Annotated in this window: 22 protein-coding genes and 2 tRNA genes; 13 read left to right on the forward strand and 11 right to left on the reverse strand. The window is 38.7% G+C overall.

Annotation, left to right across the window (positions count from 1 at the left end):
- Positions 1-111: 111 nt before the first annotated feature.
- The 4 genes from ABJQ32_17100 to fumC form a co-directional block, all read right to left on the reverse strand.
- Positions 112-1,905 carry a chloride channel protein gene (locus ABJQ32_17100; GenBank protein MEP5291377.1) on the reverse strand — a complete coding sequence of 598 codons (1,794 nt, stop codon included), beginning with the start codon at positions 1,903-1,905 and terminating at the stop codon, positions 112-114.
- 46 nt (positions 1,906-1,951) lie between these two features.
- Complete coding sequence (gene map, locus ABJQ32_17105; GenBank protein MEP5291378.1) at positions 1,952-2,743, reverse strand: type I methionyl aminopeptidase; 792 nt, start codon at positions 2,741-2,743, stop codon at positions 1,952-1,954.
- A 144-nt stretch (positions 2,744-2,887) separates the two neighbouring features.
- Positions 2,888-3,499, reverse strand: coding sequence for a hypothetical protein (locus tag ABJQ32_17110; GenBank protein ID MEP5291379.1), 612 nt, complete (start codon positions 3,497-3,499; stop codon positions 2,888-2,890).
- Positions 3,500-3,575: 76 nt separating this feature from the next.
- A complete protein-coding gene (gene fumC, locus ABJQ32_17115; GenBank protein ID MEP5291380.1) occupies positions 3,576-4,979 on the reverse strand; it encodes a class II fumarate hydratase in 1,404 nt (467 codons plus the stop codon).
- A 127-nt stretch (positions 4,980-5,106) separates the two neighbouring features.
- Here fumC and ABJQ32_17120 point away from each other — a divergent pair, with 127 nt between their 5' ends.
- Positions 5,107-5,739, forward strand: a complete 633-nt coding sequence (locus ABJQ32_17120; GenBank protein MEP5291381.1) for a response regulator transcription factor — start codon at positions 5,107-5,109, stop codon at positions 5,737-5,739.
- Here ABJQ32_17120 and ABJQ32_17125 read toward each other — a convergent pair whose 3' ends face one another.
- The 5 genes from ABJQ32_17125 to ABJQ32_17145 all read right to left on the reverse strand — a co-directional run bounded on the left by ABJQ32_17125 (position 5,740) and on the right by ABJQ32_17145 (position 9,507).
- Entirely contained in the window at positions 5,740-6,126 is a 387-nt protein-coding gene (locus ABJQ32_17125) for an acyl-CoA thioesterase (protein MEP5291382.1), read from the reverse strand. It lies immediately after the preceding gene.
- 60 nt (positions 6,127-6,186) lie between these two features.
- Positions 6,187-7,131, reverse strand: a complete 945-nt coding sequence (locus ABJQ32_17130; GenBank protein MEP5291383.1) for a hypothetical protein — start codon at positions 7,129-7,131, stop codon at positions 6,187-6,189.
- A complete protein-coding gene (locus ABJQ32_17135) occupies positions 7,124-8,137 on the reverse strand; it encodes a cytochrome c peroxidase (protein MEP5291384.1) in 1,014 nt (337 codons plus the stop codon). The genes ABJQ32_17130 and ABJQ32_17135 overlap by 8 nt, the downstream gene beginning before the upstream one ends.
- 37 nt (positions 8,138-8,174) lie before the next feature.
- Positions 8,175-9,035: an MbnP family protein gene (locus tag ABJQ32_17140; GenBank protein MEP5291385.1), complete on the reverse strand. Its 861-nt coding sequence runs from the start codon at positions 9,033-9,035 to the stop codon at positions 8,175-8,177.
- 88 nt (positions 9,036-9,123) lie between these two features.
- Complete coding sequence (locus ABJQ32_17145; protein MEP5291386.1) at positions 9,124-9,507, reverse strand: hypothetical protein; 384 nt, start codon at positions 9,505-9,507, stop codon at positions 9,124-9,126.
- A 235-nt stretch (positions 9,508-9,742) separates the two neighbouring features.
- Between ABJQ32_17145 and ABJQ32_17150 the strand changes: the two genes are divergently transcribed.
- The 9 genes from ABJQ32_17150 (at position 9,743) to ABJQ32_17190 (ending at position 18,524) form a co-directional block, all read left to right on the forward strand.
- Positions 9,743-10,960, forward strand: a complete 1,218-nt coding sequence (locus ABJQ32_17150; protein MEP5291387.1) for a DUF4856 domain-containing protein — start codon at positions 9,743-9,745, stop codon at positions 10,958-10,960.
- 66 nt (positions 10,961-11,026) lie between these two features.
- Entirely contained in the window at positions 11,027-12,151 is a 1,125-nt protein-coding gene (locus ABJQ32_17155; protein ID MEP5291388.1) for an imelysin family protein, read from the forward strand.
- 89 nt (positions 12,152-12,240) lie between these two features.
- Entirely contained in the window at positions 12,241-13,695 is a 1,455-nt protein-coding gene (locus tag ABJQ32_17160; protein MEP5291389.1) for an HTTM domain-containing protein, read from the forward strand.
- Positions 13,676-16,132, forward strand: coding sequence for a TonB-dependent receptor (locus tag ABJQ32_17165; protein MEP5291390.1), 2,457 nt, complete (start codon positions 13,676-13,678; stop codon positions 16,130-16,132). The genes ABJQ32_17160 and ABJQ32_17165 overlap by 20 nt, the downstream gene beginning before the upstream one ends.
- Complete coding sequence (locus ABJQ32_17170; GenBank protein MEP5291391.1) at positions 16,132-16,569, forward strand: hypothetical protein; 438 nt, start codon at positions 16,132-16,134, stop codon at positions 16,567-16,569. The genes ABJQ32_17165 and ABJQ32_17170 overlap by 1 nt, the downstream gene beginning before the upstream one ends.
- 287 nt (positions 16,570-16,856) lie before the next feature.
- A complete protein-coding gene (locus ABJQ32_17175; protein ID MEP5291392.1) occupies positions 16,857-17,042 on the forward strand; it encodes a hypothetical protein in 186 nt (61 codons plus the stop codon).
- Entirely contained in the window at positions 17,023-17,358 is a 336-nt protein-coding gene (locus tag ABJQ32_17180; protein MEP5291393.1) for a hypothetical protein, read from the forward strand. The genes ABJQ32_17175 and ABJQ32_17180 overlap by 20 nt, the downstream gene beginning before the upstream one ends.
- A 38-nt stretch (positions 17,359-17,396) precedes the next feature.
- Complete coding sequence (locus ABJQ32_17185) at positions 17,397-17,924, forward strand: ferritin (GenBank protein MEP5291394.1); 528 nt, start codon at positions 17,397-17,399, stop codon at positions 17,922-17,924.
- A 144-nt stretch (positions 17,925-18,068) separates the two neighbouring features.
- Positions 18,069-18,524: a hypothetical protein gene (locus ABJQ32_17190; protein MEP5291395.1), complete on the forward strand. Its 456-nt coding sequence runs from the start codon at positions 18,069-18,071 to the stop codon at positions 18,522-18,524.
- Here the strand turns inward: ABJQ32_17190 and ABJQ32_17195 are convergent.
- Entirely contained in the window at positions 18,521-19,063 is a 543-nt protein-coding gene (locus tag ABJQ32_17195; GenBank protein ID MEP5291396.1) for an RNA methyltransferase, read from the reverse strand. The two genes, ABJQ32_17190 and ABJQ32_17195, sit on opposite strands and share 4 nt — an antisense overlap.
- Before the next feature lie 168 nt (positions 19,064-19,231).
- Here ABJQ32_17195 and mutS point away from each other — a divergent pair, with 168 nt between their 5' ends.
- Positions 19,232-21,838 carry a DNA mismatch repair protein MutS gene (gene mutS / locus ABJQ32_17200; protein MEP5291397.1) on the forward strand — a complete coding sequence of 869 codons (2,607 nt, stop codon included), beginning with the start codon at positions 19,232-19,234 and terminating at the stop codon, positions 21,836-21,838.
- Here the strand turns inward: mutS and ABJQ32_17205 are convergent.
- On the reverse strand, positions 21,835-22,008 hold the full coding sequence (locus ABJQ32_17205; protein MEP5291398.1) for a hypothetical protein: 174 nt from the start codon (positions 22,006-22,008) through the stop codon (positions 21,835-21,837). The two genes, mutS and ABJQ32_17205, sit on opposite strands and share 4 nt — an antisense overlap.
- A 404-nt stretch (positions 22,009-22,412) precedes the next feature.
- Here ABJQ32_17205 and ABJQ32_17210 point away from each other — a divergent pair.
- Positions 22,413-22,485 (forward strand) — tRNA-Gly (locus ABJQ32_17210).
- A gap of 341 nt (positions 22,486-22,826) precedes the next feature.
- Positions 22,827-22,911 (forward strand) — tRNA-Leu (locus tag ABJQ32_17215).
- Positions 22,912-23,215: the final 304 nt, after the last annotated feature.

The following is a 23,215-nucleotide window of genomic DNA, read 5'->3' on the forward strand; positions in this document are numbered from 1 at the left end:
AAGTACCTATAATTCAATAAGTTATACTTATTTATCGATAATTGAGATTTGTTGATAACTCTAAATGAAGGTATCTAAACAACTGATTTTCAGGTTTTTATCAATTGATAATCATTCAGATGTTTGCCGTATTAGCTTCTTTCTGTAGGCGTTGAATATTCTGGATTTAGAAATAAATCCAATGTATTTTCCATCGTCTATAACGGGTAAATTCCATGCTTGTGTCACCTCAAACTTATTCATCACGGATTGCATTTTTTCTTGAGTAGAAACACTGGCAGGAGGTTTTTGCATGATTGTTTTGATGATTACATTTTGTCTGTTTTCATCATCAAACATCATTTCTCGAACATCATCAAGCGTAACAATTCCCTGTAATTCTTTATCCTCATTCACAACAGGAAAAATATTCCTCTTACTTTTCATAACGAGTTTTACCAAATCTTCAAGAGTAGCTTCAGGCCGGATGACAAGTAGATCTTTTTCTATTATCTTATTAAGATCAATCAAGCTTAAGACTATTTGGTCTTTATCGTATTGAATTAGATCTCCAGTCTCGATTAGTCTTTTGGTATAAATGCTATGTTTTTCAAAATAGGAAATTGTGCTAAACGAAATCGCCGACACCAACATCAAGGGCACAAATAAGACATAGCCACTTGTTATCTCTGCAATTAAGAATATAGCAGTGAGGGGCGCATGCAGTACTCCGCTCATGACACCACACATTCCTACTAGAGTGAAATTGCTGGTACTTAACGAAGTATTGAGTAGGGAATTAGAACTTGAACTGAAAACAAATCCTGATAATCCTCCCATGAAAAGTGAAGGAGCAAAGATACCACCGCTTCCTCCAGCGCCAATGGTAAGTGCTGTGGCGATAGGCTTTACAAGTAGAATAAGAAATAGAAAAACGATAAGGGAAGCCTGATTTTCAGAGAGCTGGTAAAAAAAACTATGATTGAATATATCGGCAGAATTTCCTTGAAGTAGACTTTTGATAGTCTCATATCCTTCCCCATAAATTGGTGGGAATGTCAAGATTATAAGTGCTAATGAGATACCCCCAACGGCTGCTCTTCCAAAATCATTTTTGAGTTTTTTGATTACCCCTTCAAAGGCATACATAATCCTTGTAAAGTAAAGTGAGATTATTCCACAAACAGCTCCAAAAAGTAAATAGAACCCAGTCTCACTGGCAATAAAACTCTCTGTTAACTTAAACGAGAATAAGATATCTTCTCCTAATAGAACTAAGGCAACTAATTGCCCACAAACAGATGCAATTAGCAAGGGGATAAATCTGTTGATCTTTACCTCAGTGAGAATAACTTCCATGGCGAAAATGACACCTGTTACGGGGGAGTTGAAGATCGCAGAAATAGCGCCAGCAGCGCCACAACCCAATAATATCGTTCTGTTCTTATAGCTAAGATGGAATAATCTGGCAAGGTTAGATCCAATAGCTGATCCTGTGACTACAATCGGCGCTTCCAGACCTACCGAGCCACCAAAACCAACGGTAATAGCACTTGTCACCATTCGAGAATACATTCTAGTACGTCTTATAATACTTGAGTTCTTGGAAATAGAATAGAGAATCTGGGTGATGCCATGACCTAGATTTTCTTTAAAAACATATTTCGCGATGAAAACGGTGAGCAAAATTCCAACGAGTGGATAACCTAAGTACAAGTAGTTAAAGCTGGAAATGTCAAGATCGAGCTCAAGGTAATGGATAATAGCATGCACCGTACTTTTTAATATTACAGCAGCTAATCCTGAAAATATTCCAATTAATCCGGCAGTAATAAGTAAGAAATTATTATCGCTGATATGTTTGATTCTCCATACCAGAAACTTCATCATTACCGTCCCGAAAGTACTCTTGTTTCCGGTCGCCATCTTAAGAACTGTGAGGCAAAGCTTCCATTAAATTTGGTGTTGGATATTAAGCAATTATTGCATTCTTTTTTTCTAAAGCCTCTTCCACATATTTAAAAGTAGATAACACTTCGGGTTTACCATCTACTACGGCTACATCGTGTTCGAAATGAGCGGATGGTTTCTTATCAGCAGTGACTATTGTCCATCCATCGTTTAACTGAATTACCCTTCTGGTTCCCATGTTGATCATAGGTTCGATAGCAACGACCAATCCTTCTTGAATCTTACTTCCCTTCCCTCGTTTACCAAAGTTTGGAACCTCTGGAGATTCATGCATTTTTTTACCTAAGCCATGCCCTACAAGCTCTCGGACCACTCCATAGCCATGATTTTCAGCATGCTGCTGTATGGCGAAACTCAAGTCTCCAATTCTATTTCCTACAACTAGTTGTTCTATCCCCTTATCCAAACACTCTTTGGTTACTCTTAAAAGCTGTTTTACATCTTCTGCTATTTCGCCTACTGCGAATGTATAAGCATGATCTCCGTAGTATTCATTTTTCAATACCCCAATGTCTACACCTACAACATCACCTTCCTCCAAAGGTCTGTCTGTTGGAATTCCATGAACAACTTGTTCATTGACTGATGTAATAATTGATTTAGGATAATCATAAAGTCCAAGAAAGGCGGGAACACCTCCATGATCTCGGATAAATTCATCAGCAATTTTATCAAGTTGTAATGGAGTAATTCCAGGCTCAATTTTTTCAGCCATTACTCCTAATGTTTTGGATACAATGAGAGCGCTTTCTCTCATTATTTCTATTTCCTCTGGAGTTTTATATTTTATCATTCCTTGCAAAAATACAAACAAAAAAAACCTTTAATCTTATTACGAAACAGTCCCCAATTTAAGGTTTGAATTCATTAGAATGGGTTAAAATAAAAAAGGTCAACCTAGGCTGACCTTTTGATACTATTTAGATTGTTGAACTCCTTAGTTCACAATGCCCTCAAGGACATCTTTAAGAGGAACTCTACTTCCTTCTTTATAGGAAACTACCCAAGCATCTTTAACACCCATTTCTCTTAGGTATTTTTTAAATGTGGAAGCATCTCTGTATTCTTTGAAAACCCCGATAGTAAATTTTTGTAGACCATCTTTATTTTCAGCACTAAAATTTTGGGAGGTATCATATTTAGAAAGATCTTCTTTCTTTTTAAAGGCTCCAAGCTGAACTTTAAAGACAACTCCTTTATTTTCATCTATGTTACCTCCAGTGTTATTTGAAGCTACATTATCGGCTGGCTGCTTGCTTTGAAGTCTTGAAAGCTCTTCTCTCAAATCACCAACTTGCGATTGGTAAGTTAAGATTTGCTCATCTTTATCTGCAAGACGATCGTCGATGTTGCCGAGTTCAGTTTTCAAGCTGGTTACTTGTCCTTTCAAAGATTTATTCTCATCCAGTAACTGTTTGTACTGCTCTGGCTCAAGCTTTTTAATTCTTTTTTTCCACTCTTTCGCCTCTTTTTTATCCATTTGAGCAGTCGCATCAAATGCAAAAACGAAGCAAAGTGCCAGTGCGATAAGTGATATTGATTTTTTCATCTTCCTGTGAAATTGGGTTTTTACGCAATTATTAATGTTACTAAAGTACAAAAATCTCTTGATAATGGATAATGAATCAACTTTTTAGCGATCCAATCATATCTTCAGGTTTGACCCACTCGGTGAACTGCTCATCTGTAACAAGCCCTAATTCGACGGCTGCTTTTCTAAGTGTTGTTCCTTCTTTGTGTGCTTTTTTAGCAATTTTAGCAGCATTTTCATACCCAATATGAGTATTTAATGCTGTTACAAGCATGAGTGAATTTTCTAATTTTTCCTTAATAACAGCCTTATTTGGTTCAATTCCTACTGCGCAGTTATCATTAAAAGATTCACAGGCATCACCTATCAATCGAGCTGAATTTAGCAGATTGAATACCATCATTGGTTTAAAAACATTTAGCTCAAAGTGACCAGTCATCCCTCCTGCAGATATCGCCACATCGTTTCCGAGTACCTGAGCGCATACCATAGTCAGTGCCTCACACTGTGTAGGGTTGACTTTACCAGGCATAATAGAGGAGCCTGGTTCATTTTCAGGAATGGTGATTTCTCCTATACCACTGCGAGGACCAGAGCATAACATACGAACATCATTTGCAATTTTCATTAAGCTGACTGCTAGTTGTTTCAGAGCTCCATGCGTTTCTACTATGGCATCATGAGCTGCTAATGCTTCGAATTTGTTTTCGGCGGTTCGCATTGGCATGCCTGAGTATTTAGCGATTTTCTCAGCTACTAATTCCGCATATCCCGAAGGTGTATTTAAACCGGTACCCACTGCCGTTCCTCCAAGCGCAAGTTCAGATAGGTGATCGAGTGTATTCTTTAGTGCTTTTAATCCGTGATCTAACTGAGATACATATCCAGAGAACTCCTGACCCAGACTAAGTGGAGTTGCATCCATAAAATGCGTCCGTCCAATTTTGACCACATTCATAAAGGATTCCGCTTTCTTATGTAACGTGTCTCGAAGCTTTGTCACTTTAGGAATTGTATTTTCCATCACCATTTTGTAGCCGGCAATATGCATGGCAGTAGGGAATGTGTCATTAGAGCTTTGACTCTTATTTACATCATCGTTTGGGTGGATGATTTTACTCTCATCAGATAATTTGCCACCATTGAGTACATGTGCGCGATTGGCAATCACTTCATTGGAGTTCATATTAGACTGAGTCCCAGAACCAGTTTGCCAAACAACCAATGGAAATTGATCATCAAGTATGCCTTCGAGAATTTCGTCACACACTTTACCAATTAGATCAGATTTTTCCTTGGGAAGTACGCCTAGATCCATATTGGTTTCAGCAGCAGACTTCTTTAGAATTGCGAACGCTCGAATAATTTCAAGCGGCATCTGGTTTTTCTCTCCACCAATTTTGAAGTTGTCTCTGGATCGTTGGGTCTGTGCACCCCAATATTTTTCAGCGGGTACTTTTACCTCGCCCATGGTGTCGTGTTCTATTCGGTATTCCATTGGATCAAATTTTATGTGATGCAAATCTAACAATGGAAGGTGCTTTTGGATTTCAATTATCTCTTGTTTTTTGTGTAATCAATTTCTAGACCTACATTTGTTTAGAATCATTCTAAATAATAATCATTTGGCTACTTCAGTTCTATTAGCTGATTTTCAATATTTGACCCGTCAAGGTATCGCATCGTTAGTAAAAGCTATGCCTGGATTCGATTTAGTCAAAATGATTGATTCTCCAGAAAAATTGATAGAAGAGGCCACCAGTGTACATCCTGAACTTATCGTAATAGATATTTCAGACAAAGATCGGGAGCTGATTCCAAAATTAAGAGAATTAAAAGAGTCCTTGAGTTCCAGTTTCCTGGTTATTTCAAATAGTCAAACAAGGGATTCCATCCAACAGATGCTTTCAATGGGCATCAAGGGAATTCTCACCAAAAATTGTAGTGAAGAGGAGATTGTCAGTGGTTTGCGAGCGGTAGCTCAAGGCAACCGCTTTTTCTGCAACAATATCCTTGACCTGGTAGTGGAAAGCCCAAAGGATAAGGATGATTGCGAACCTACCAATCTTTCTCCACGAGAGTTTGAAGTACTTGTATTGATTACGAAGAGTATGACTACAGCGCAGATTGCAGAAGAATTGCATTTAAGTATTCATACCATTAATTCGCACCGGAAGAACATTCTCAAGAAACTAAACCTTAGCTCACCTGCAGAGCTAATTGTTTATGCATTGGAAACTGGACTGGTTAAGAATTAGCTATTTTGGGATGGCTGTTGGTCGTCTGTTTTCATCGATTGCAACAAAAGAGAACTCTCCCTCTATCGCCTGCTGTCTTTTTTCTGAATACATCTCTTCTATGTATATCTGCACAGAGACTTTAAGACTTGTATTACCTATATGGGTTACTCTCCCAATGAGTTCAATGATGGTACCTGCGGGTATTGGTTTCTGGAAATCGATCTTACTACTACTTACTGTTACCATCCTCTGACGACTAAAACGAGTTGCCGTTATAAAAGCTACTTCATCCATGGCATGCATGGCTGTGCCTCCAAAGAGTGTATCGTAATGGTTGGTGGTATTTGGAAATACAGCTTTGAATATGCGTGTTTCTGATTTTTCGATTCGCTGGTCCAGTGTCATAGTCTCAATTTAGAAGTTACACCAACTTTTCACGATGGATAAGTTGATGTAACTGGATATTTATTGTTCAGTTCTTTTTCCAAAAGCAAAGCTACGGATAACTCCGATAGAGAATCTATTTTTCCCCTCGATTGAAGCAAAATCATCCGTGTTAAATGACTGTGATATAGGAACTTGATATTGCATATTCATCGTTAGTTTATTTCTGAATAGCTGTAGCCCAACTGTTCCCAATAACGCACTTCCGCCTGTATTTGCTTCGATGATATTATTGCTTTTATGCAACTCGGCTCTTTCGTAGTATATGCCTGCAAATGGCAGAATTGAGAGCTTAGGCATCTCCATATAATAGAAAAAGTTTGCACTTATGTTGAATTGATCTCCAAACCGATAATTATCTTCATTTTCAGTATTGAATTTATAAGACGCTTCGGAATTAATGCCAATGGTCTTATATCGAGCAGTATAATTTATGGCCAGTAAATAATCTAAACTTCCGGAACCAAGCTGAAAGTTTCGGTTGACTAGCTGCCCATTGTCTTGCTTTTCAAATTGACCTACAGGGAACTTGAGCCCTCCACCCAGCATAAGTGAATGCATTACCTCCCTGGTAAAATCATTGCCAGTGTTAATAGGTGCATAGTAGATCATTGCGATAGGATCACCTACCCCTGATGAATTTACGCTTTGATGCGAACCATCCATGCGATTCATCATATATGGAACAATGTATCTAAACTGGAACTTCTTTGATAAACTAAGTCTTCCAATCAGTTCCACACGTTGGTACCTGTCTTCAGAGAACTCATCTTCAAAGTAGAAATCATCATTATCAATAAAAGCACTGAAGGAAGCCTGACTATATCGCAATCCTACAAAGTGAGTGTTGTACATTGGTAAAAAACCAAAATACAATCCTGACATATTGCAGCCACATATATCACAAGCAAAAGAAGCCCGTGCTAGCGTGATCGTAAGTATTGTTACTATTGTTTTCTTACTCATTGTTTCTAAAAATTGGATTTGAAGTAAACTCACGATCAGTGAGTGTTTTGATGAAAGCGATGATTTTAGTTTTCTCATCGTCTGTGAGTGAAATACCTTTAACATTTTCCTCATCTCTAAAAAGTGGATCTAACGTAGGTGAATCTTTGATCCCATTATCATAATGGTCGAGCACTTCTTCAAGTGTATTAAAGCGTGCATTATGCATATATGGTGCTGTTAATTCAGAATTACGCAGACTAGGCACACGAAATTTTCCATGATCATTTTCTGACTCTGTAATACAACCTCTGCCCAAATCTGTAAAGGAGTCATTGAGTCCGTTGTTTCTATAGGAAAAATCGGAGAACAACTCTCCGGAGTGGCATTCTGAACAATTTGCCTCAAAAAGCGCCAGTCCTTCCAGCTCTTGAGTAGACAAAACCGACCCCTCAGCTCTCACATATTTGTCATAGGGGGAGTTAGCTGAGATCATCATGTTTGTAAACTGCGATAAGGCATGAAGCATGAAAGGAGAAGTAATGCTATCAATCCCGAACGTCCTCTGGAATAGTGTGGGATACTCAGAATGTCCATTTAGTTTGCTAATAACATTGGCTAATTCATTATCCATTTCCACCTCAGATTCGATTGCGTTTATGGGAACAAAGTCAAGATGTGTGACACCTCCATCCCAAAAAAATTCTGGGAGGAATGCCATATTTGCTAGCGCAGGGGCATTTCTTGTCCCCATTCTATTTTCAATACCAATACTGGTAGGATGTAGAGGGGAATCTGCGAAGGCTCTTGATTGCTGATGACAATTGTTGCAAGAGATACTATTATCTCTTGAAAGCAACGGATCAAAGAAGAGTTTTCTTCCTAACTCAAATCCTTCTTTCGTAACCGGATTATTTTCAAAAGTGTAAGTGGGCTCAGGAAAATTTTCCGGTTTTTCAAAGGAGTAAATATCCTTAGGTAATTCAGTATCCTCAGAACTACAGGATATGGTAAATAAAATCGGCATCCAGCAACAGGCTAGATGCACGATTTTTAATATTTGCCTAGTCATGAGACTGTGTGCTCTGATGCACATGATGTACAGTAAATACATCCGATAGCTCATTGGCAAAAGGCCTACCCAATTTTGGAGCATGTACGGCATATGTAGTACTGAAGTCTATCTGCGCTCCATCAAGAATCTTCATAGCATCAACTACGATGTGAGCGAGCGGTGAAAGTTCTTCACTGACTGATATAGTTGTGCCAAAGTCAAGCGTGATCGTCTTTACATTATTGACAAAATTTTCATTGTCTTGGACGTCCTTCCATCCACCAACGTGCAATGCAAAAGTACCGGCTTGAGTTTCAAAGCCATTGCCCCAGTCTACATATTCTTGTCCTGAATTTTCTGCATTCCCTTCAATGGCAAAGCCAATGTATCCTGCATTCCAGTTCCAGAACCATGCGCCATTTGCTGGGTCTAGTACTCCACCTGCGGCACCTTCTTGCACACCATCTTCTTCCACGCCTATGGTGAAAGTTATTTTGTTGTATTTACCAGCGGACACATTTTCAAGTGAGATATTACCAGATCCAGTTTCAGATTCTAAAACATGATAATACCCTCGGGCCTCTGATGCACTAATAAGGATTTCATCTTCATAAAATTCTCCATCAGGACCAGACAATTGAATTTTACTTACGTAATAGCCAAGTGTAGAAACATTGAATCGTTCTCCGTTGGCTGTCTCATAGTCATAAGTAGCGTCTCCTGATTCCCGCATGGTCACCTCAGAGGCACCTATTTTATTGTCAAAGAATACCTGAAATGTCCCAGATTCCAATGCTGGAGTATCGTCTTCACTACACGAATACGAAATAGATATAAGCGAAAAAATCGCTAAAAATTTTAATGTTTTCATCTTAAAAAAATTGATTATATAAAATATTAGAAATGCCCCTTGCATCAATATTTCATGATGAAGGGTTAAAATAGTTGAGTAAATGAGGTTAGCTCAACTGAGGAGGATGAAAAACATCAGATAAATGAGAGGAATAATTCAAGAACTCATTGCCGAAGTTGAATACACAAGAATAGATCAAATAACTCTTGTTGGTAAGTTTGGTAGGAGTGAATTTTTGTGAAAAGAAAACGATCTCTTTTTCCAACATCTTACTTTCTTGATCTTGGTGCTGTGCTGCATAATCTATCCGCTTTTGGAGATAACAACTCCCCTTGCAGACGGTGATTGGTTTTTCTCTTTCAATACAAAGTACTTTCTCGATATAATCTCTTCGTACTTCAAAATCCACATAAATGAGGGGTACAAGTAAAGAACTAGATAGCGTAGAAACTATCAGCAGTGATATCACTATGTTCTTTATGCAATTCATTGTAGATGCAAATATTAATTACAAACATTGGATAAGCAATTTCTAAATGATACATTATCTAACCACACCTAGCTAGTAACTCACTACTACTAGTGATGGGGCTACCGAATACTAGTGATATAAAATTTCCCCATCGATAGCGATTGCAGAGAATCTACTCCAGATTCAATTTTGCATTGTTTAGAATCATTCTAAACAGAGAATCGAACTATACTTTTGTAAAACATAATTCATGATGAATAAAAACAAATTATTACTTGGACTTTTTCTAGGTACAACCATATCTCTAACCAGCTGTGGAGATGATGGAGATGATCCGGGTATTTCTATCTCCGAACCGGCAACATACGTTTTTACCAGAGATGGAGAATCCACAGTATCATTTAGTGGTCAAACCACTCGGATATTGATGGCCGAAGAAATCATTGATGCTTTGAAGGAAAGTGATCTGGTAGATGCGGAAACTGTCATAGATGCAATGTTTGCGCATGTAGAGGGGGCCAATGATTTTGAAGATGCAAGTTTGAATACTTCTGATAAAAGCGTAAGAAGCAAGACTGCTGCATCCTCTGACTTCTTTTCTGCTAATACGGCAGAAGCTGCGGCGGTAAAAGAAGATTTTGATGCATGGATTGCGGCACAGGTCATGGAAGTATTTCCAGTTTGGGATACAGAAGCAACAGCAGGTGTAGCTGGTCAAATTCAGGAAGCTGGAGGAGGTTCCATTCGGTACATCAATGCAAAAGGATTGGAATACAATCAGGCGTTCAATAAAGGATTGATTGGTGCATTGATGGCCGATCAAATTTTGAATAACTACGTGAGTACTTCAGTATTGGATGCAGGAACCAACAAGGAAGATAATGATGCAGGTACGGTGGCCGATGGCAAGTCCTACACCAACATGGAACATAAGTGGGATGAAGCTTATGGCTATGCCTACGGTACTGCAGCCAGTACAGCTAGTCCGAACGCAACCGTAGGAGCTGACGACAGCTTTTTGAATAAGTATATAGGTCGAGTAAAGGGAGATGAAGATTTTGCTGGAATAGCGGCAGATATATACAATGCATTTAAACTCGGAAGAGCAGCGATTGTAGCTGGAGACTATACAACCAGAGATACACAGGCTGACATTATTAGAGAAAAGATTTCTACCGTTATCGCAGTAAGAGCTGTTTATTACCTCCAACAGGGAAAGGCAACTATTGGATCAGATAATGGAGCGGCATTTCATGACCTTTCGGAAGGGTATGGGTTCATTTATAGTCTGCAGTTCACCAGACAACCGGGAACAAGTATGCCTTATTTCACACGAACTGAAGTAGAAGGAATGATTGAAGACTTAATGGCTGGAAATGGCTTTTGGGATGTGACAGCTACTAAGCTTGATGAAATCTCGAATGAGATTGCAGCGAAATTCTCCTTTACAGTAGAGCAAGCAGGTAGTTAAAGATTTTTTGAATTTAAAAAAGGGGGTAGAGATGCCCCTTTTATATGTTTTAAATAAAGGAAGAAGATGAGGAAGAAAAGTTTAATTTCAATGTTGATCGCATTTAGTTTGTGCGCATTACTAATTGGCTGTTCAGATGATGAGCTAGGTCAATCAGGTGACAACTTTGATAGAGAAGCAATGCTTCAAAATTGGGCTGATAATATCATCATCCCAGGATATCAGACATACGTTGACGATTTAAAAGAATTAAACTCAGCAGTTGAACTATTTACCACCTCACCTTCTAGTGATAACCTCAATTCGTTAAGAAGTGCATGGTTAGAAGCAAACCTTTCCTGGCAGGCAGTAGGAATGTTTGAAATTGGCAAAGCAGAAGAACTAACACTCATCAACTACACGAATATTTATCCAACTAACACAACAGATTTAATAGAGACAATAGCATCTGGAAACTACGACCTTACATCCGTCAATAGACAAGATGAACAAGGCTTTCCAGCTATCGAATTTCTCATTTACGGCATAAGAGATACAGATCAAGAGATCATAGATTTGTTCCTTCAAGAAACGGCGGAGCAGCCATACAAGACTTACTTAAATGATTTAGCCGACCGATTAGAAACGATGGCTCAATCAGTACTAGGTGATTGGCAAAATGGCTACAGAGATACATTTGTCAACAATAGTGGATCAGAGTCTACATCTTCAGTAAATAAATTGGTCAATGATTATATTTTCTACTACGAGAAGCACTTAAGAGCCGGAAAAATAGGCATTCCTGCAGGTGTTTTTTCCAGCGAAAAATCTACAGGAAAAGTAGAAGGACTTTATAGTGGAAATTCAAAAGAGCTCTTCATGGCTGGGCTACAAGCGATGCAGGATTTCTTTAATGGAAAATCACCCAACTCCAACTTGGCTGTAGAAGGCGAAGGTCTAAAATCCTATCTTGATTTTGTTAATACGGTAACCGAAGGAGAAGATTTGGGTGCACTGATCAATGTGCAATTTATAGCTGCGAGGGAAAAGGCAGAGATGCTCTCTGAAAACTTCAGGACTCAGGTGGGAAATAATAATAATCTAATGTTGGAAACCTATGACGAGCTTCAAAAAAACGTAGTTAATCTCAAAGTAGACATGCTACAATCATTAAACATCCGTGTGGATTTTGTGGATGCCGATGGTGATTAAGATATTGAGAAATACGTCATCAAAAATCATCCTGAATTTACTTCAGGCTCTGTTGATCCATTACATGAAAGATTCTGAAACGAGTGCGGATGGCTAATCTCAGAATGAAAGTAATAAGCAGATACATAGATAAGCAAACCAAGGCTGCCCCACTGGCAGTCTTTCGTATTTTCTTTGGGTTAATGATGCTCATAAGTGTTATCCGTTTTTGGGCGAATGGGTGGGTCAATAAACTCTACATCGAGCCGAAATTTTTCTTTTCCTACTATGGGTTTGAGTGGGTTCAACCTTTAGGTAATTATACCTACTTATTGTTCATTATTTGTGGACTCTCAGCACTTGCAGTAGCTATCGGGTTTCGCTATCGAATATCCATTATCGTGTTCTTTCTCAGCTTTACTTATATAGAGCTGATGGATAAAACCACGTATCTCAATCATTATTACTTCATCAGTATTCTGAGTTTTTTAATGATATTTCTTCCAGCGGAGAAGTGTTTCTCCTTAGATGCAAAGAAGAAATCATCCGATAGAGTGCCTCAATGGAGCATAGATAGTATAAAATTGATGCTAGGGATTGTCTATTTCTATGCAGGCTTAGCCAAACTCAATTCAGACTGGCTGGTAAAAGCCATGCCATTAAAAATTTGGTTGCCCGGAAGATATGATATTCCACTGTTAGGAGATTTTCTCCATCAGGAGTGGATTATTTATGCCTTTAGTTGGAGCGGTGCTTTATATGATTTGAGTATTCCGTTCCTATTACTCTGGAAACGAACTCGATGGATGGCTTTTGCCTTTGTAGTGGTTTTTCATGTGCTTACCAGAATCTTATTTCCAATCGGTATGTTTCCATACATTATGATTGTAAGTGCCCTGATTTTCTTTGATCTAGGGTTGCATGAAAGGATCATCTCAACATTCAATGTCATTTTGAGTGCAGCGAAAAATCTCTTAAGAATAGAAACCACATCTCGTAATGGGAAAAGATCTCTCCCTATGGTCGAGATGACAAATAGTAAAAGTCAGTTTCCTCATGTGGAGCATTTCGACGATTCGAGGGCTAGGGGAAGAATAAAAACACCTCAATGGAAACTCACTTTACTCACCATTTTCTTCACTATCCAATTACTCCTTCCATGGCGATACCTGATGTATCCTAATGAGTTGTTTTGGACGGAAGAAGGATTTCGATTTTCTTGGCGAGTGATGTTGATGGAAAAAGCTGGTTATGCCAATTTCAAAATTGTTGACTATACCAATGATGAAACCTTCTACATAAATAACAATGATTTCCTAACCCATTTTCAGGAAAAGCAAATGGCTACTCAGCCAGACTTTATTTTGGAGTATGCTCATTACCTTCGCGATCATTTTTTAGCTCAGGGGAAAGAAGTAGGAGTATATGTTGAAAGCTATGTGGCTTTGAATGGAAGAAAGAGTAAACCATATGTCAATCCGTCTGTTGATCTGACCAAAATCAACGAATCATTTAAACCTAAGAACTGGATTTTGCCATTCGAAGATGAAATCAAAGGGATATAACATAGCCGCAATTCTATTCCTGCTAACTGGATCATTGATGGCACAGTTTACTTTGTCAGGTACTGTAATAGATGCGGGAAGTAAAGAACCTATTGTGAATGCTGAAATTTACGATCGCAATACAAGTCAGCTCACTTCTACCAATAGCAAAGGCTACTTTGAATTGAACAGTCTGGGCGGAGGAAAACATCAGGTTGTAATCATGTCACTTGAATATCAAACCCTGGAACAAGAGCTTGAGATAACAGGAAATCGGAATATCACAATTCTCATGGAGGAGTTCCAACAAGAACTTTCTGAAGTAGTCATTAACCAAAGACGTGAAGAGATATTTGCGCTGACCAGACTTCAACCAGTAGAAGGGACAGCCATTTACGCTGGAAAGAAAACAGAAGTAGTGCTTTTGGATCAGCTAGTTGGAAATGCTGCAACAAATAATGCTCGACAGATTTATTCACAAGTTGTCGGTTTAAATATTTATGAAAGCATTGATGCTGGTTTACAACTCAACGTTGGGGGTCGTGGTTTGGATCCAAACAGAACGTCTAATTTCAACACACGCCAAAATGGTTATGATATCAGTGCAGATGTGCTTGGGTATCCGGAAAGCTACTATACGCCTCCTGCCGAAGCATTGAGTCAAATCCAGGTGGTAAGAGGAGCGGCATCATTACAGTATGGGACTCAGTTTGGAGGACTAATCAATTTCAAAATGAAACCTCCTTCTACCAAGCGGATTCAGTTCACCACACGTCAATCCATCGGATCGTTTGGATTGTTCAACACCTTCAATTCATTAAGTGGAACTGTTGGGAAATTCTCATACTACACGTATTTGAACTATAAGAAAGGAGATGGGTTCCGTCCGAATGCAGGCTTTGAGTCTGCAAACTACTTCGGGAGTTTTGGTTACAATTTTACAGAGAGAACATCCGCTACATTTGAGTTTACTTCCTTAAATTATCTTGCTCAGCAACCAGGAGGTTTGACTGATAATCAGTTTAATGCAGACCCAACCTTTAGCAATCGATCTCGGAATTGGTTTGAAGTTGATTGGAAGCTTTATGCATTGAAATTAGAGCATAAATTATCAACCAGAACAGATTTAAGTCTGAATTTATTTGGATTGAATGCTGAACGAAATGCAGTTGGATTCAGAGGAGATCCTAGAGATCCCTCTGTCAATCCAGTGACTCAAAGAGATGAACAAGATGTGAATGGGAGTTATATTTTTTCACGTGATCTACTAATTTCTGAATTCAATAATTGGGGTGCAGAGCTGCGGTATCTGACACGATATTCTCTAGGAGACAGAGATGCGGTCTTACTACTAGGCTCAAAGTACTATCATGCAAACAATACGGAACGTCAAGGACCAGGTAGCACGGAAACTGATGCTAATTTCAGTTTTAAGCTTGATGAAAATCCTGATTATATAAATCAAGCGGACTTTGAATTTCCCAATAGAAACCTTGCCATATTCGGGGAGAACATTCTATTCATCAATAACAAATTTTCCATTACTCCTGGTTTCCGGTACGAATACATAAAGACGCAAGCAAATGGAGTTTACAATGTAGAGACACTGGATTTAGCCAATAATATCACTCCTTTAGGAGACTCTACTGAAAATAGAAATTTTGATCGATCATTTCTTCTATTGGGTATAGGCGCTGGTTACGAGATTAGCGAAAATTTTGAGATCTATGCGAACATGTCACAAAACTATCGCTCCGTCACATTCAGCAATATCAGGGTGACTAACCCTACATTTATTGTAGATCCGGATATTACCGATGAGCGAGGGTATACTTTTGATTTAGGGACTAGAGGAAAATGGAAAAAGCTTATTTCATACGATGCAGGGGTCTATGGAATATTGTATAAAGATCGTATTTCTGAAATTACAAATGACCGAGCACAACGTGAGCGAAAAAATATCGGTGATGCATTGATTTTGGGTTTAGAATTCTTTGCTGACTGGAATCTTGCCAAATCAATGCGACTAGGAGCTGATTACAAATTGAACTGGTTCATAAATTCTGCTTTTACAGGATCTAGATATTTATCCTCAGAAGATAATAATGTAGAAGGTAGGGAGGTCGAATCTATACCTGAAGTCAATATGAAAACTGGTATTAGATTTGGGTATAAAAACTTGCTGGGTAGTTATCAATTAACCTATATATCGAGCCAGTTTACAGATGTGGAGAATGCACGTATGCCGGACGCAAGAGGTATCATTGGAGAGATTCCTGCTTACACGATTATGGATTTTTCTTTAACATATAGCTACAAGAAATTTAAAGTTGAAACGGGAGTAAACAATCTGTTGGATGAACAGTATTTTACCAGACGAGCTACTGGATATCCCGGCCCTGGAATTATTCCATCTGAGCCTAGAAACTATTATTTAACACTTCAATTCAAGATATAATGAGGTATCTAATCCCAATAATCATACTTATAGCTGCTTGTTCTACTAAAACAGAAAAGAAGGAAGTAGAAGAGTATCCAGTCCTTGAAACGATGGGTTACTATCAGCGCTTTTCACACAAACTTTGGTTGGCGGGGAAAAATAAAAATTGGGACCTTGCGGATTTTTATACACATGAATTGGAAGAAGTAACAGAGAGGCTAATTGATGGTGATGTCATTCATGACGATTATAATTTGAGCAATTTGTCTGAAGCTATTTTGCTGCCCAAAATTGAGAACTTGGAGAGAACAATTCGTCAGAAAGATGAAGTGCTTTTTCTTGAAAATTATGAGTTGATGATCAGCTCCTGCAATCTGTGTCACAATACCACAAAGCATAACTTCATCAAGATTACCATCCCTAATGATTCTATAGGTTGGAATCAGGAATTTTAGGTATAAGAAAGTTTCTCAAAAGCCTTAAAACTTGCCATTCTGAGGAACGAAGAATCCCTGGTGATTGATGGAGATATTTTGAATATAAAAATTCATCACTCCGCCCGCTTGTCCTAGGCAGGTTCAGAAAGACACTTTCAAGCAAATATCCAATGGGTAATTAATTGCCTGTCCCGTTTGACGACCTGATAAAAGTCATTTAGAATTAATCTAAATAAGCTTGCGCTTATCACCTTTCGGCACTACGTTTGCATTCTATTTAGAATCTATCTAAATAAGGAGAATTGATGAGTAGAGTTCCTGTACAACTTCCGGTTTCTAAGCTTTATGAAGAGCATCTTCAAAAGAAGAAAAAGAAAGGCAAAAAACTGAAAGATGAGTGTTGCTTCAAATACATGAAAAAGAAAGGAAAATACTGTAAATCATGTCCAACACTATATGCAATGCGCGAACATGCAGGAAGAGATTTATAAAACAAAAAGTGCTTCAATAGCCCAATGTGAGCTTACAGACAGCTTTCTGCTGACGTTTGATCAAGAAGAGTTTTCGTTCAAGCTATGTGATCTATTCACCTTCAGAAAGAAGATCATGTCATTTGATATTATGGAACTACTGGAAAGTACGGCACCTGACGTAGAAGTTGTGCACCTTCCACACTGTGACCGATTTTTGCTCCTGAGCCTACAAGAGATACTGGAATTTAGAGAGCTTCTAAACGGAACGTTCGATACCTTAGCACTTAATAGTGCCATTCAAAAGATTTTGCGAAAGAACGTATTCAATTTTTGATTGGTTGATTTAACAAGTCAATAAGAAAGAAAACGATTATGAAAGATATTTTAAGAAGACATCACGTACTCAAAGATGAGATCGTTGATATCATCAATCGTCAAATAAAGATGGAAGCTCACTCTTCAGCAGCATATCTTGCTTTGGCTGCTTGGTGTGACGTTAGAGGCTATGACAACAGTGCTGACTTTTTCTTTCAGCAGTCTGATGAAGAGCGGAAACACCAACTAAAACTTTTTCACTACCTGTGTGATATGGAGTGTGATGCAATATCTCCAATAGTTGGAGAAAGTCAGCATGACTTTGGGTCACTCCGAGAAGTATTCGAAAAAGCATTGGAGCACGAAATTGCAGTTTCAGATTCTATCCATGAAATCGTAGGTGAATGCAGAAAGTATAATGATATAGCTACTGAGGAATTCATGCGTTGGTTTGTTCAGGAACAAATTGAAGAAGAATATATAGCACGAAGAGCGTTGGAGCTTTTCGATGTGTTGGGTGAAGACAAAATTGCCCTTGGAATGTTCGAAGAGCGAATTCTTGGAATCACCTATGAACCTGGATAATACTTAAATACCAAGAAAATAAAACTTACGGCTCTCTTTTTTAGAGAGTTGTTTTTGTTTGGTACCAGGTAGTGAAAAAGACGTTTAGTTTAAAATTAGCTAATTCTGCTTTTGCCTCTGGAGCTAATGTCTGTAGATTCACACATGAGTCGTATTATCCTAATCATATCTTTCTTAATTACTTCACTTTTTCACACCCTAGCGCAGAATACTTCTTTTGAAGATTTGAAATTAATCTTGGCGAAGGAAGCCATTATTGTGGAGGAGAATGAGAATATGATTCAATATAAAGTTGATGAACTCCAACTTTACCTGATAGTCGATGAAAATGCTAACCGTATGCGCTTAATGTCTCCGATTGTGGAGGAGAATAAACTCGCAGAGGAAGATCTTAAAAAACTGCTTGACTCGAATTTTGACCGAGCGCTGGATGCTAAATATGCTACTTCTAATGGCGTACTCTGGTCAGTTTATGCTCACCCGTTGAAGGAGCTTTACAAGGATCAGGTGATTGATGCATTCAACCAGGTAAGGAATCTGGTGTATAACTACGGTACCAGCTATTCAAGCACCACGATAGTTTTTGGAGGAGGAAATTAAGTTGAAATCATTGTTCTGAGTTTGCTGACATAATCCCATAACACCACTCCAATACTTACAGAGATATTGAGTGAATGCTTCGTTCCATATTGAGGAATCTCCAACACTATATCAGCAGTCTCTACCACATGATCACTCACTCCAAAAACCTCATTGCCAAAAACAAACGCATACTTTGCTTCCTTATCAATCGAAAAATCTAGGAGAGAAGTGCTTTTATCTGCCTGCTCAACAGCTATTACAGCATAACCATTTTTCTTCAAGTCAGCAATGCAATCAACAATAGTTTCTTTATGTTCCCATTCTACAGAATCTTGAGCTCCCAAAGCGGTCTTATTGATTTCACGATGAGGAGGCTGAGCAGTTATGCCACACAAGTAAATTTTTTCTAAGCAAAAAGCATCTGAAGTGCGAAAAGCCGAACCCACGTTCATAGCACTGCGGACATCATCCAGTACCAAAACAGCAGGTATTTTTTCTGTGTCTTTAAATTCCTCCGGTGATAGCCGGTTTAGCTCTTCGTTTTTTAGTTTCTTCATATTAGGTCACCCTGAACTTGTTTCAGGATCTTTTCCGTCACTATTTATTATAGATTCTAAAATAAATTCAGAATGATGTAAGCAAAAGACTTTAATAAAGTAATTATTGTCACTTTGCGAACTATTAACATTGCAATCTAATTGCCAAAATTAAACTGAACCAACTGCATGGCAGGCACCAAGACCAAAGCAAAAGAAACACCTCTCATGAAGCAGTACAATGCAATCAAAAGCAGGTACCCTGGTGCATTGCTTTTGTTCAGAGTGGGGGACTTTTATGAGACATTTGGTGAGGATGCAGTCAAGGCTAGTAAAGCACTAGATATTGTATTGACCAAGCGAGCAAATGGTTCTGCATCAGAAATGGAGCTGGCAGGATTTCCACATCACGCGATGGATACTTATTTACCAAAATTGGTAAGAGCTGGTTATCGTGTTGCAATCTGCGATCAGTTGGAAGATCCCAAATCCGTAAAAGGAATAGTCAAGCGTGGAGTTACAGAGCTGGTTACTCCAGGGTTGTCCCTAAACGATAACGTGCTGGATCAGCGCAAAAATAATTTCCTTGCTTCCGTGTATTTCCATAAGGATACATGTGGAGTGGCGTTTCTCGACCTGTCAACCGGGGAGTTTATGGTTTCTTCAGGAACAGAAGATTATGTAGACAAGCTGATTCGTGGCTTTCAGCCCTCGGAGATCATTTATCCCAAGCCTAATCGTGAATGGTACAGCAATAGGTACGGAGAGCATTTCTCTTCTTTCCCTTTGGAAGAGTGGATCTTTAGTAAAGACTATAGTTACGAAAAGCTCACAGGTCATTTTAATGTGCCAAACTTAAAAGGATACGGTATTGAGGAACTGAATGAAGGCATTTTAGCAGCTGGAGCGATACTCTACTATCTAGATGAAACTGAACATAAGGAAACCAACCACATCAAGTCGATTTCAAGGATCGATGAGAATAAATATGTGTGGCTTGATCGCTTTACCATACGGAATTTGGAGCTAATCCAATCGGGACAACCAGATGGCATTTCGCTTATAGATACAATCAATCATACACTCACTCCAATGGGCGGGAGATTGCTAAGAAAATGGATGGTGCTTCCTTTGAAAAGTAAGCCTGAGATAGATCAACGTCTGAATATAGTTGAGGCACTGACAGAAGAAGACGAGTTGCAGTCAAGTATCCGAGAGCATTTAGAAAAAATTGGCGATTTGGAAAGATTAGTAGGGAAGGTAGCCACCAGTCGAGTCAATCCAAGGGAGCTGCTCCAACTTAAAAAAAGCTTGTTGCAGATACAGCCCATTCGTGAATTACTTGAAGGTCAAAAGTCTTTCAATGCATTTCATGATCTATTGAATCCATGTGAGAAGCTTATCGAAAAACTTACGAATGAGTTGAAAGAAGATGCACCACTTCAGCTTCATCAAGGGAATGTCATCGAAACAGGAGTGAATGAAGAGCTAGATGAATTGCGAGCTATTTCCACCTCAGGAAAGGATTTCCTTTCTGGCATTAGAGACCGTGAGGTAGAACGAACAGGGATTACTTCATTGAAGATTGCTTATAACAAAGTATTTGGCTACTATCTGGAAGTGTCAAATGCGCATAAAGATAAAGTGCCTGAAGAATGGATTCGAAAGCAGACATTGGTAAATGCAGAACGATATATCACAGAGGAATTAAAGAAATATGAAGAAAAAATCCTTGGTGCTGAGTCTAAAATCCAAGTCTTAGAGCAAAAGCTATATTCAGAATTGGTAGCCTTCGCTCACACCTATATAGATGCCATTCAGCAAAATGCCAAGGTAATTGCTCAGCTAGATTGCCTATCATGCTTTGCCCAACAAGCTCAAGCGTATCGCTACTGTAGACCAAATATTTCTGAAGAGAAAATCCTTGACATCAAAGAAGGACGTCATCCGGTGATTGAGCGGAACCTACCACAAGGAGAGGAATACATTTCCAACGACCTCTATCTGGATAATGAATCCCAACAGGTAATGATCATTACTGGTCCAAATATGGCGGGTAAATCAGCTTTGCTCCGCCAAACTGCACTAATTACCCTTATGGCCCAGATGGGATCATTTGTACCGGCCGGCTATGCGAAGATTGGATTGGTAGATAAGGTCTTCACGCGAGTAGGTGCTTCTGACAATCTCTCGAGAGGTGAATCCACGTTTATGGTGGAGATGACTGAAACAGCCAGTATTTTGAATAATCTGAGCGATCGTTCATTAGTATTGATGGATGAGATTGGACGAGGGACAAGCACCTACGATGGAATATCTATTGCCTGGTCCATTGTAGAGCATTTGCATAATCACCCTAAAGCAAAGGCGAAAACACTTTTCGCCACTCACTATCATGAGTTGAATGAGTTGGCAAAGGATTTACCACGTGTCAAGAATTTCAATGTTTCTGTGAAAGAGCTTGAGAATAAGATAATCTTTATGCGGAAGCTAGTAGAGGGAGGCAGTGAGCACAGTTTTGGTATTCATGTTGCACAGATGGCAGGAATGCCAAACGAAATAGTCATTCGATCGAATGAAATATTGAAGCATCTGGAGAAAGAAAAATTAACGGATTCAGATCGGCAGAAACTAGAAGAACTGCCTACCCAGCAGTTTCAGATGAATTTGTTTGAAGCGGACCCCCGAATGGAGCGTATGTTGGATATTCTTAGAAATATTGATGTGAATACAACATCACCAGTAGAGGCGCTACTGAAGTTGAATGAACTTAAAGAAGTATTAAAGGGGTCCTAAGCTACTGCTAGCGATTTATCTTGCATGGAGTCTGCTTCCATGATTAATCTGTTTACATATTGGAGTTGAGATTCCAATCCAACATCACTTCTACTCTCCAGAATTCTCACTAGGTGCTTTCTTACTTTTACTGCACATTCTAAAGTCATTTCAATCTCCGCGTTAAACATTTTCTTCTTTTGTATTGAGTTATAAAATCTTTCCTAATAGCTACAATACAAAACTGTAAAGAATAGATACGCATCGCTTTCTGTGAAAATCTGGATATTGAACTACGCAAAATAACTAGCCGATTTCAACCTAATTTGACACCTCGATGATATCGTATATTTCGTCGGTTTGTAAATGATGGTTAATCGAAAACTGTTCAGCATTTTCTTTTTTTCGGATTTCAATAATTTTTAGCCGAAAGGCATTGATTTTCGACATAAGGTAGATATTGACGACATCCAGCACTTCTTGTATTGAGCAAATCAAGTACTTATCATTTTTGTCATTCATATAGTTGTAATTATTGGAGCTTAATATAAATTTGCAGTCCTTTTCAAAGGAGAAGCAAGCATAGCTTGATTAAGCGAGAGTAGCTCAGCTGGTAGAGCACAACCTTGCCAAGGTTGGGGTCGCGGGTTCGAATCCCGTCTCCCGCTCAATGTCCCGACAGATCGTCGGGATTATTTTTTGGTATACACCATGCCTCGGTGGAGGAACCTGCCTGCGGTAGGTAGGTTGGTTAACACGCAGGACTTAAAACTATATGTTTTACGTTTATGCTATTAAAGTGAAGAGAGAAACTACATTTACGTAGGTCTTTCAAATAATCTCAAAAGGAGATTAGAGGGACATAATGGAGGAAAGAATAAAACAACAAGACCATACAGGCCTTTTGTTTTAATTCATTCAGAATCCTTTGAAACTAGAACTGAAGCTAGAGAAAGAGAAAAATATCTTAAATCTGGCATTGGTAAAGACTTTTTAAGAAGTCTATAATGCCTCGGTGGTGGAATTGGTAGACACGCAGGACTTAAAATCCTGTGACCATTGCGGTCGTGCGGGTTCAAGTCCCGCCCGAGGTACTCTTAAGGCCCTGATAACGTAAGTTTTCAGGGCTTTTTTGTGCCTTAAATAATACGAGGATAAATAGTTAAGTTTTAATAAGAGCCCCCACTTCTCATAAAATCTTAGTTCAATTGACTTATTGACGGAAATGTGAATTCAAACTTTATTAATATATTTGATATGTTGTATACAAGGTATACCAAAGTCAATGCATGCTAAGATGCATATTTATAGACTGATCAGTATACCACCACTTTCAAGTAAATTTTAGGAACCACTTCCATATCAGGTAGTGACGAAAGCTATCGCTCTTCGACTTAA

It is taken from the genome of Marinobacter alexandrii (assembly GCA_039984955.1).
In the GTDB taxonomy this organism is placed as follows: Bacteria; Bacteroidota; Bacteroidia; order Cytophagales; family Cyclobacteriaceae; genus Ekhidna.

What these genes read in the sequence shown, in the direction of transcription:
- ABJQ32_17100 (MEP5291377.1), bottom strand. Translation starts at nt 1,905, where the DNA reads ATGGCGACCGGAAACAAGAGTACTTTCGGGACGGTAATGATGAAGTTT.
- map (MEP5291378.1), bottom strand. Translation starts at nt 2,743, where the DNA reads ATGATAAAATATAAAACTCCAGAGGAAATAGAAATAATGAGAGAAAGC.
- ABJQ32_17110 (MEP5291379.1), bottom strand. Translation starts at nt 3,499, where the DNA reads ATGAAAAAATCAATATCACTTATCGCACTGGCACTTTGCTTCGTTTTT.
- fumC (MEP5291380.1), bottom strand. Translation starts at nt 4,979, where the DNA reads ATGGAATACCGAATAGAACACGACACCATGGGCGAGGTAAAAGTACCC.
- ABJQ32_17125 (MEP5291382.1), bottom strand. Translation starts at nt 6,126, where the DNA reads ATGACACTGGACCAGCGAATCGAAAAATCAGAAACACGCATATTCAAA.
- ABJQ32_17130 (MEP5291383.1), bottom strand. Translation starts at nt 7,131, where the DNA reads ATGAGTAAGAAAACAATAGTAACAATACTTACGATCACGCTAGCACGG.
- ABJQ32_17135 (MEP5291384.1), bottom strand. Translation starts at nt 8,137, where the DNA reads ATGCCGATTTTATTTACCATATCCTGTAGTTCTGAGGATACTGAATTA.
- ABJQ32_17140 (MEP5291385.1), bottom strand. Translation starts at nt 9,035, where the DNA reads ATGAAAACATTAAAATTTTTAGCGATTTTTTCGCTTATATCTATTTCG.
- ABJQ32_17145 (MEP5291386.1), bottom strand. Translation starts at nt 9,507, where the DNA reads ATGAATTGCATAAAGAACATAGTGATATCACTGCTGATAGTTTCTACG.
- ABJQ32_17150 (MEP5291387.1), top strand. Translation starts at nt 9,743, where the DNA reads ATGAATAAAAACAAATTATTACTTGGACTTTTTCTAGGTACAACCATA.
- ABJQ32_17155 (MEP5291388.1), top strand. Translation starts at nt 11,027, where the DNA reads ATGAGGAAGAAAAGTTTAATTTCAATGTTGATCGCATTTAGTTTGTGC.
- ABJQ32_17160 (MEP5291389.1), top strand. Translation starts at nt 12,241, where the DNA reads ATGGCTAATCTCAGAATGAAAGTAATAAGCAGATACATAGATAAGCAA.
- ABJQ32_17165 (MEP5291390.1), top strand. Translation starts at nt 13,676, where the DNA reads ATGAAATCAAAGGGATATAACATAGCCGCAATTCTATTCCTGCTAACT.
- ABJQ32_17170 (MEP5291391.1), top strand. Translation starts at nt 16,132, where the DNA reads ATGAGGTATCTAATCCCAATAATCATACTTATAGCTGCTTGTTCTACT.
- ABJQ32_17175 (MEP5291392.1), top strand. Translation starts at nt 16,857, where the DNA reads ATGAGTAGAGTTCCTGTACAACTTCCGGTTTCTAAGCTTTATGAAGAG.
- ABJQ32_17180 (MEP5291393.1), top strand. Translation starts at nt 17,023, where the DNA reads ATGCAGGAAGAGATTTATAAAACAAAAAGTGCTTCAATAGCCCAATGT.
- ABJQ32_17185 (MEP5291394.1), top strand. Translation starts at nt 17,397, where the DNA reads ATGAAAGATATTTTAAGAAGACATCACGTACTCAAAGATGAGATCGTT.
- ABJQ32_17190 (MEP5291395.1), top strand. Translation starts at nt 18,069, where the DNA reads ATGAGTCGTATTATCCTAATCATATCTTTCTTAATTACTTCACTTTTT.
- ABJQ32_17195 (MEP5291396.1), bottom strand. Translation starts at nt 19,063, where the DNA reads ATGAAGAAACTAAAAAACGAAGAGCTAAACCGGCTATCACCGGAGGAA.
- mutS (MEP5291397.1), top strand. Translation starts at nt 19,232, where the DNA reads ATGGCAGGCACCAAGACCAAAGCAAAAGAAACACCTCTCATGAAGCAG.
- ABJQ32_17205 (MEP5291398.1), bottom strand. Translation starts at nt 22,008, where the DNA reads ATGTTTAACGCGGAGATTGAAATGACTTTAGAATGTGCAGTAAAAGTA.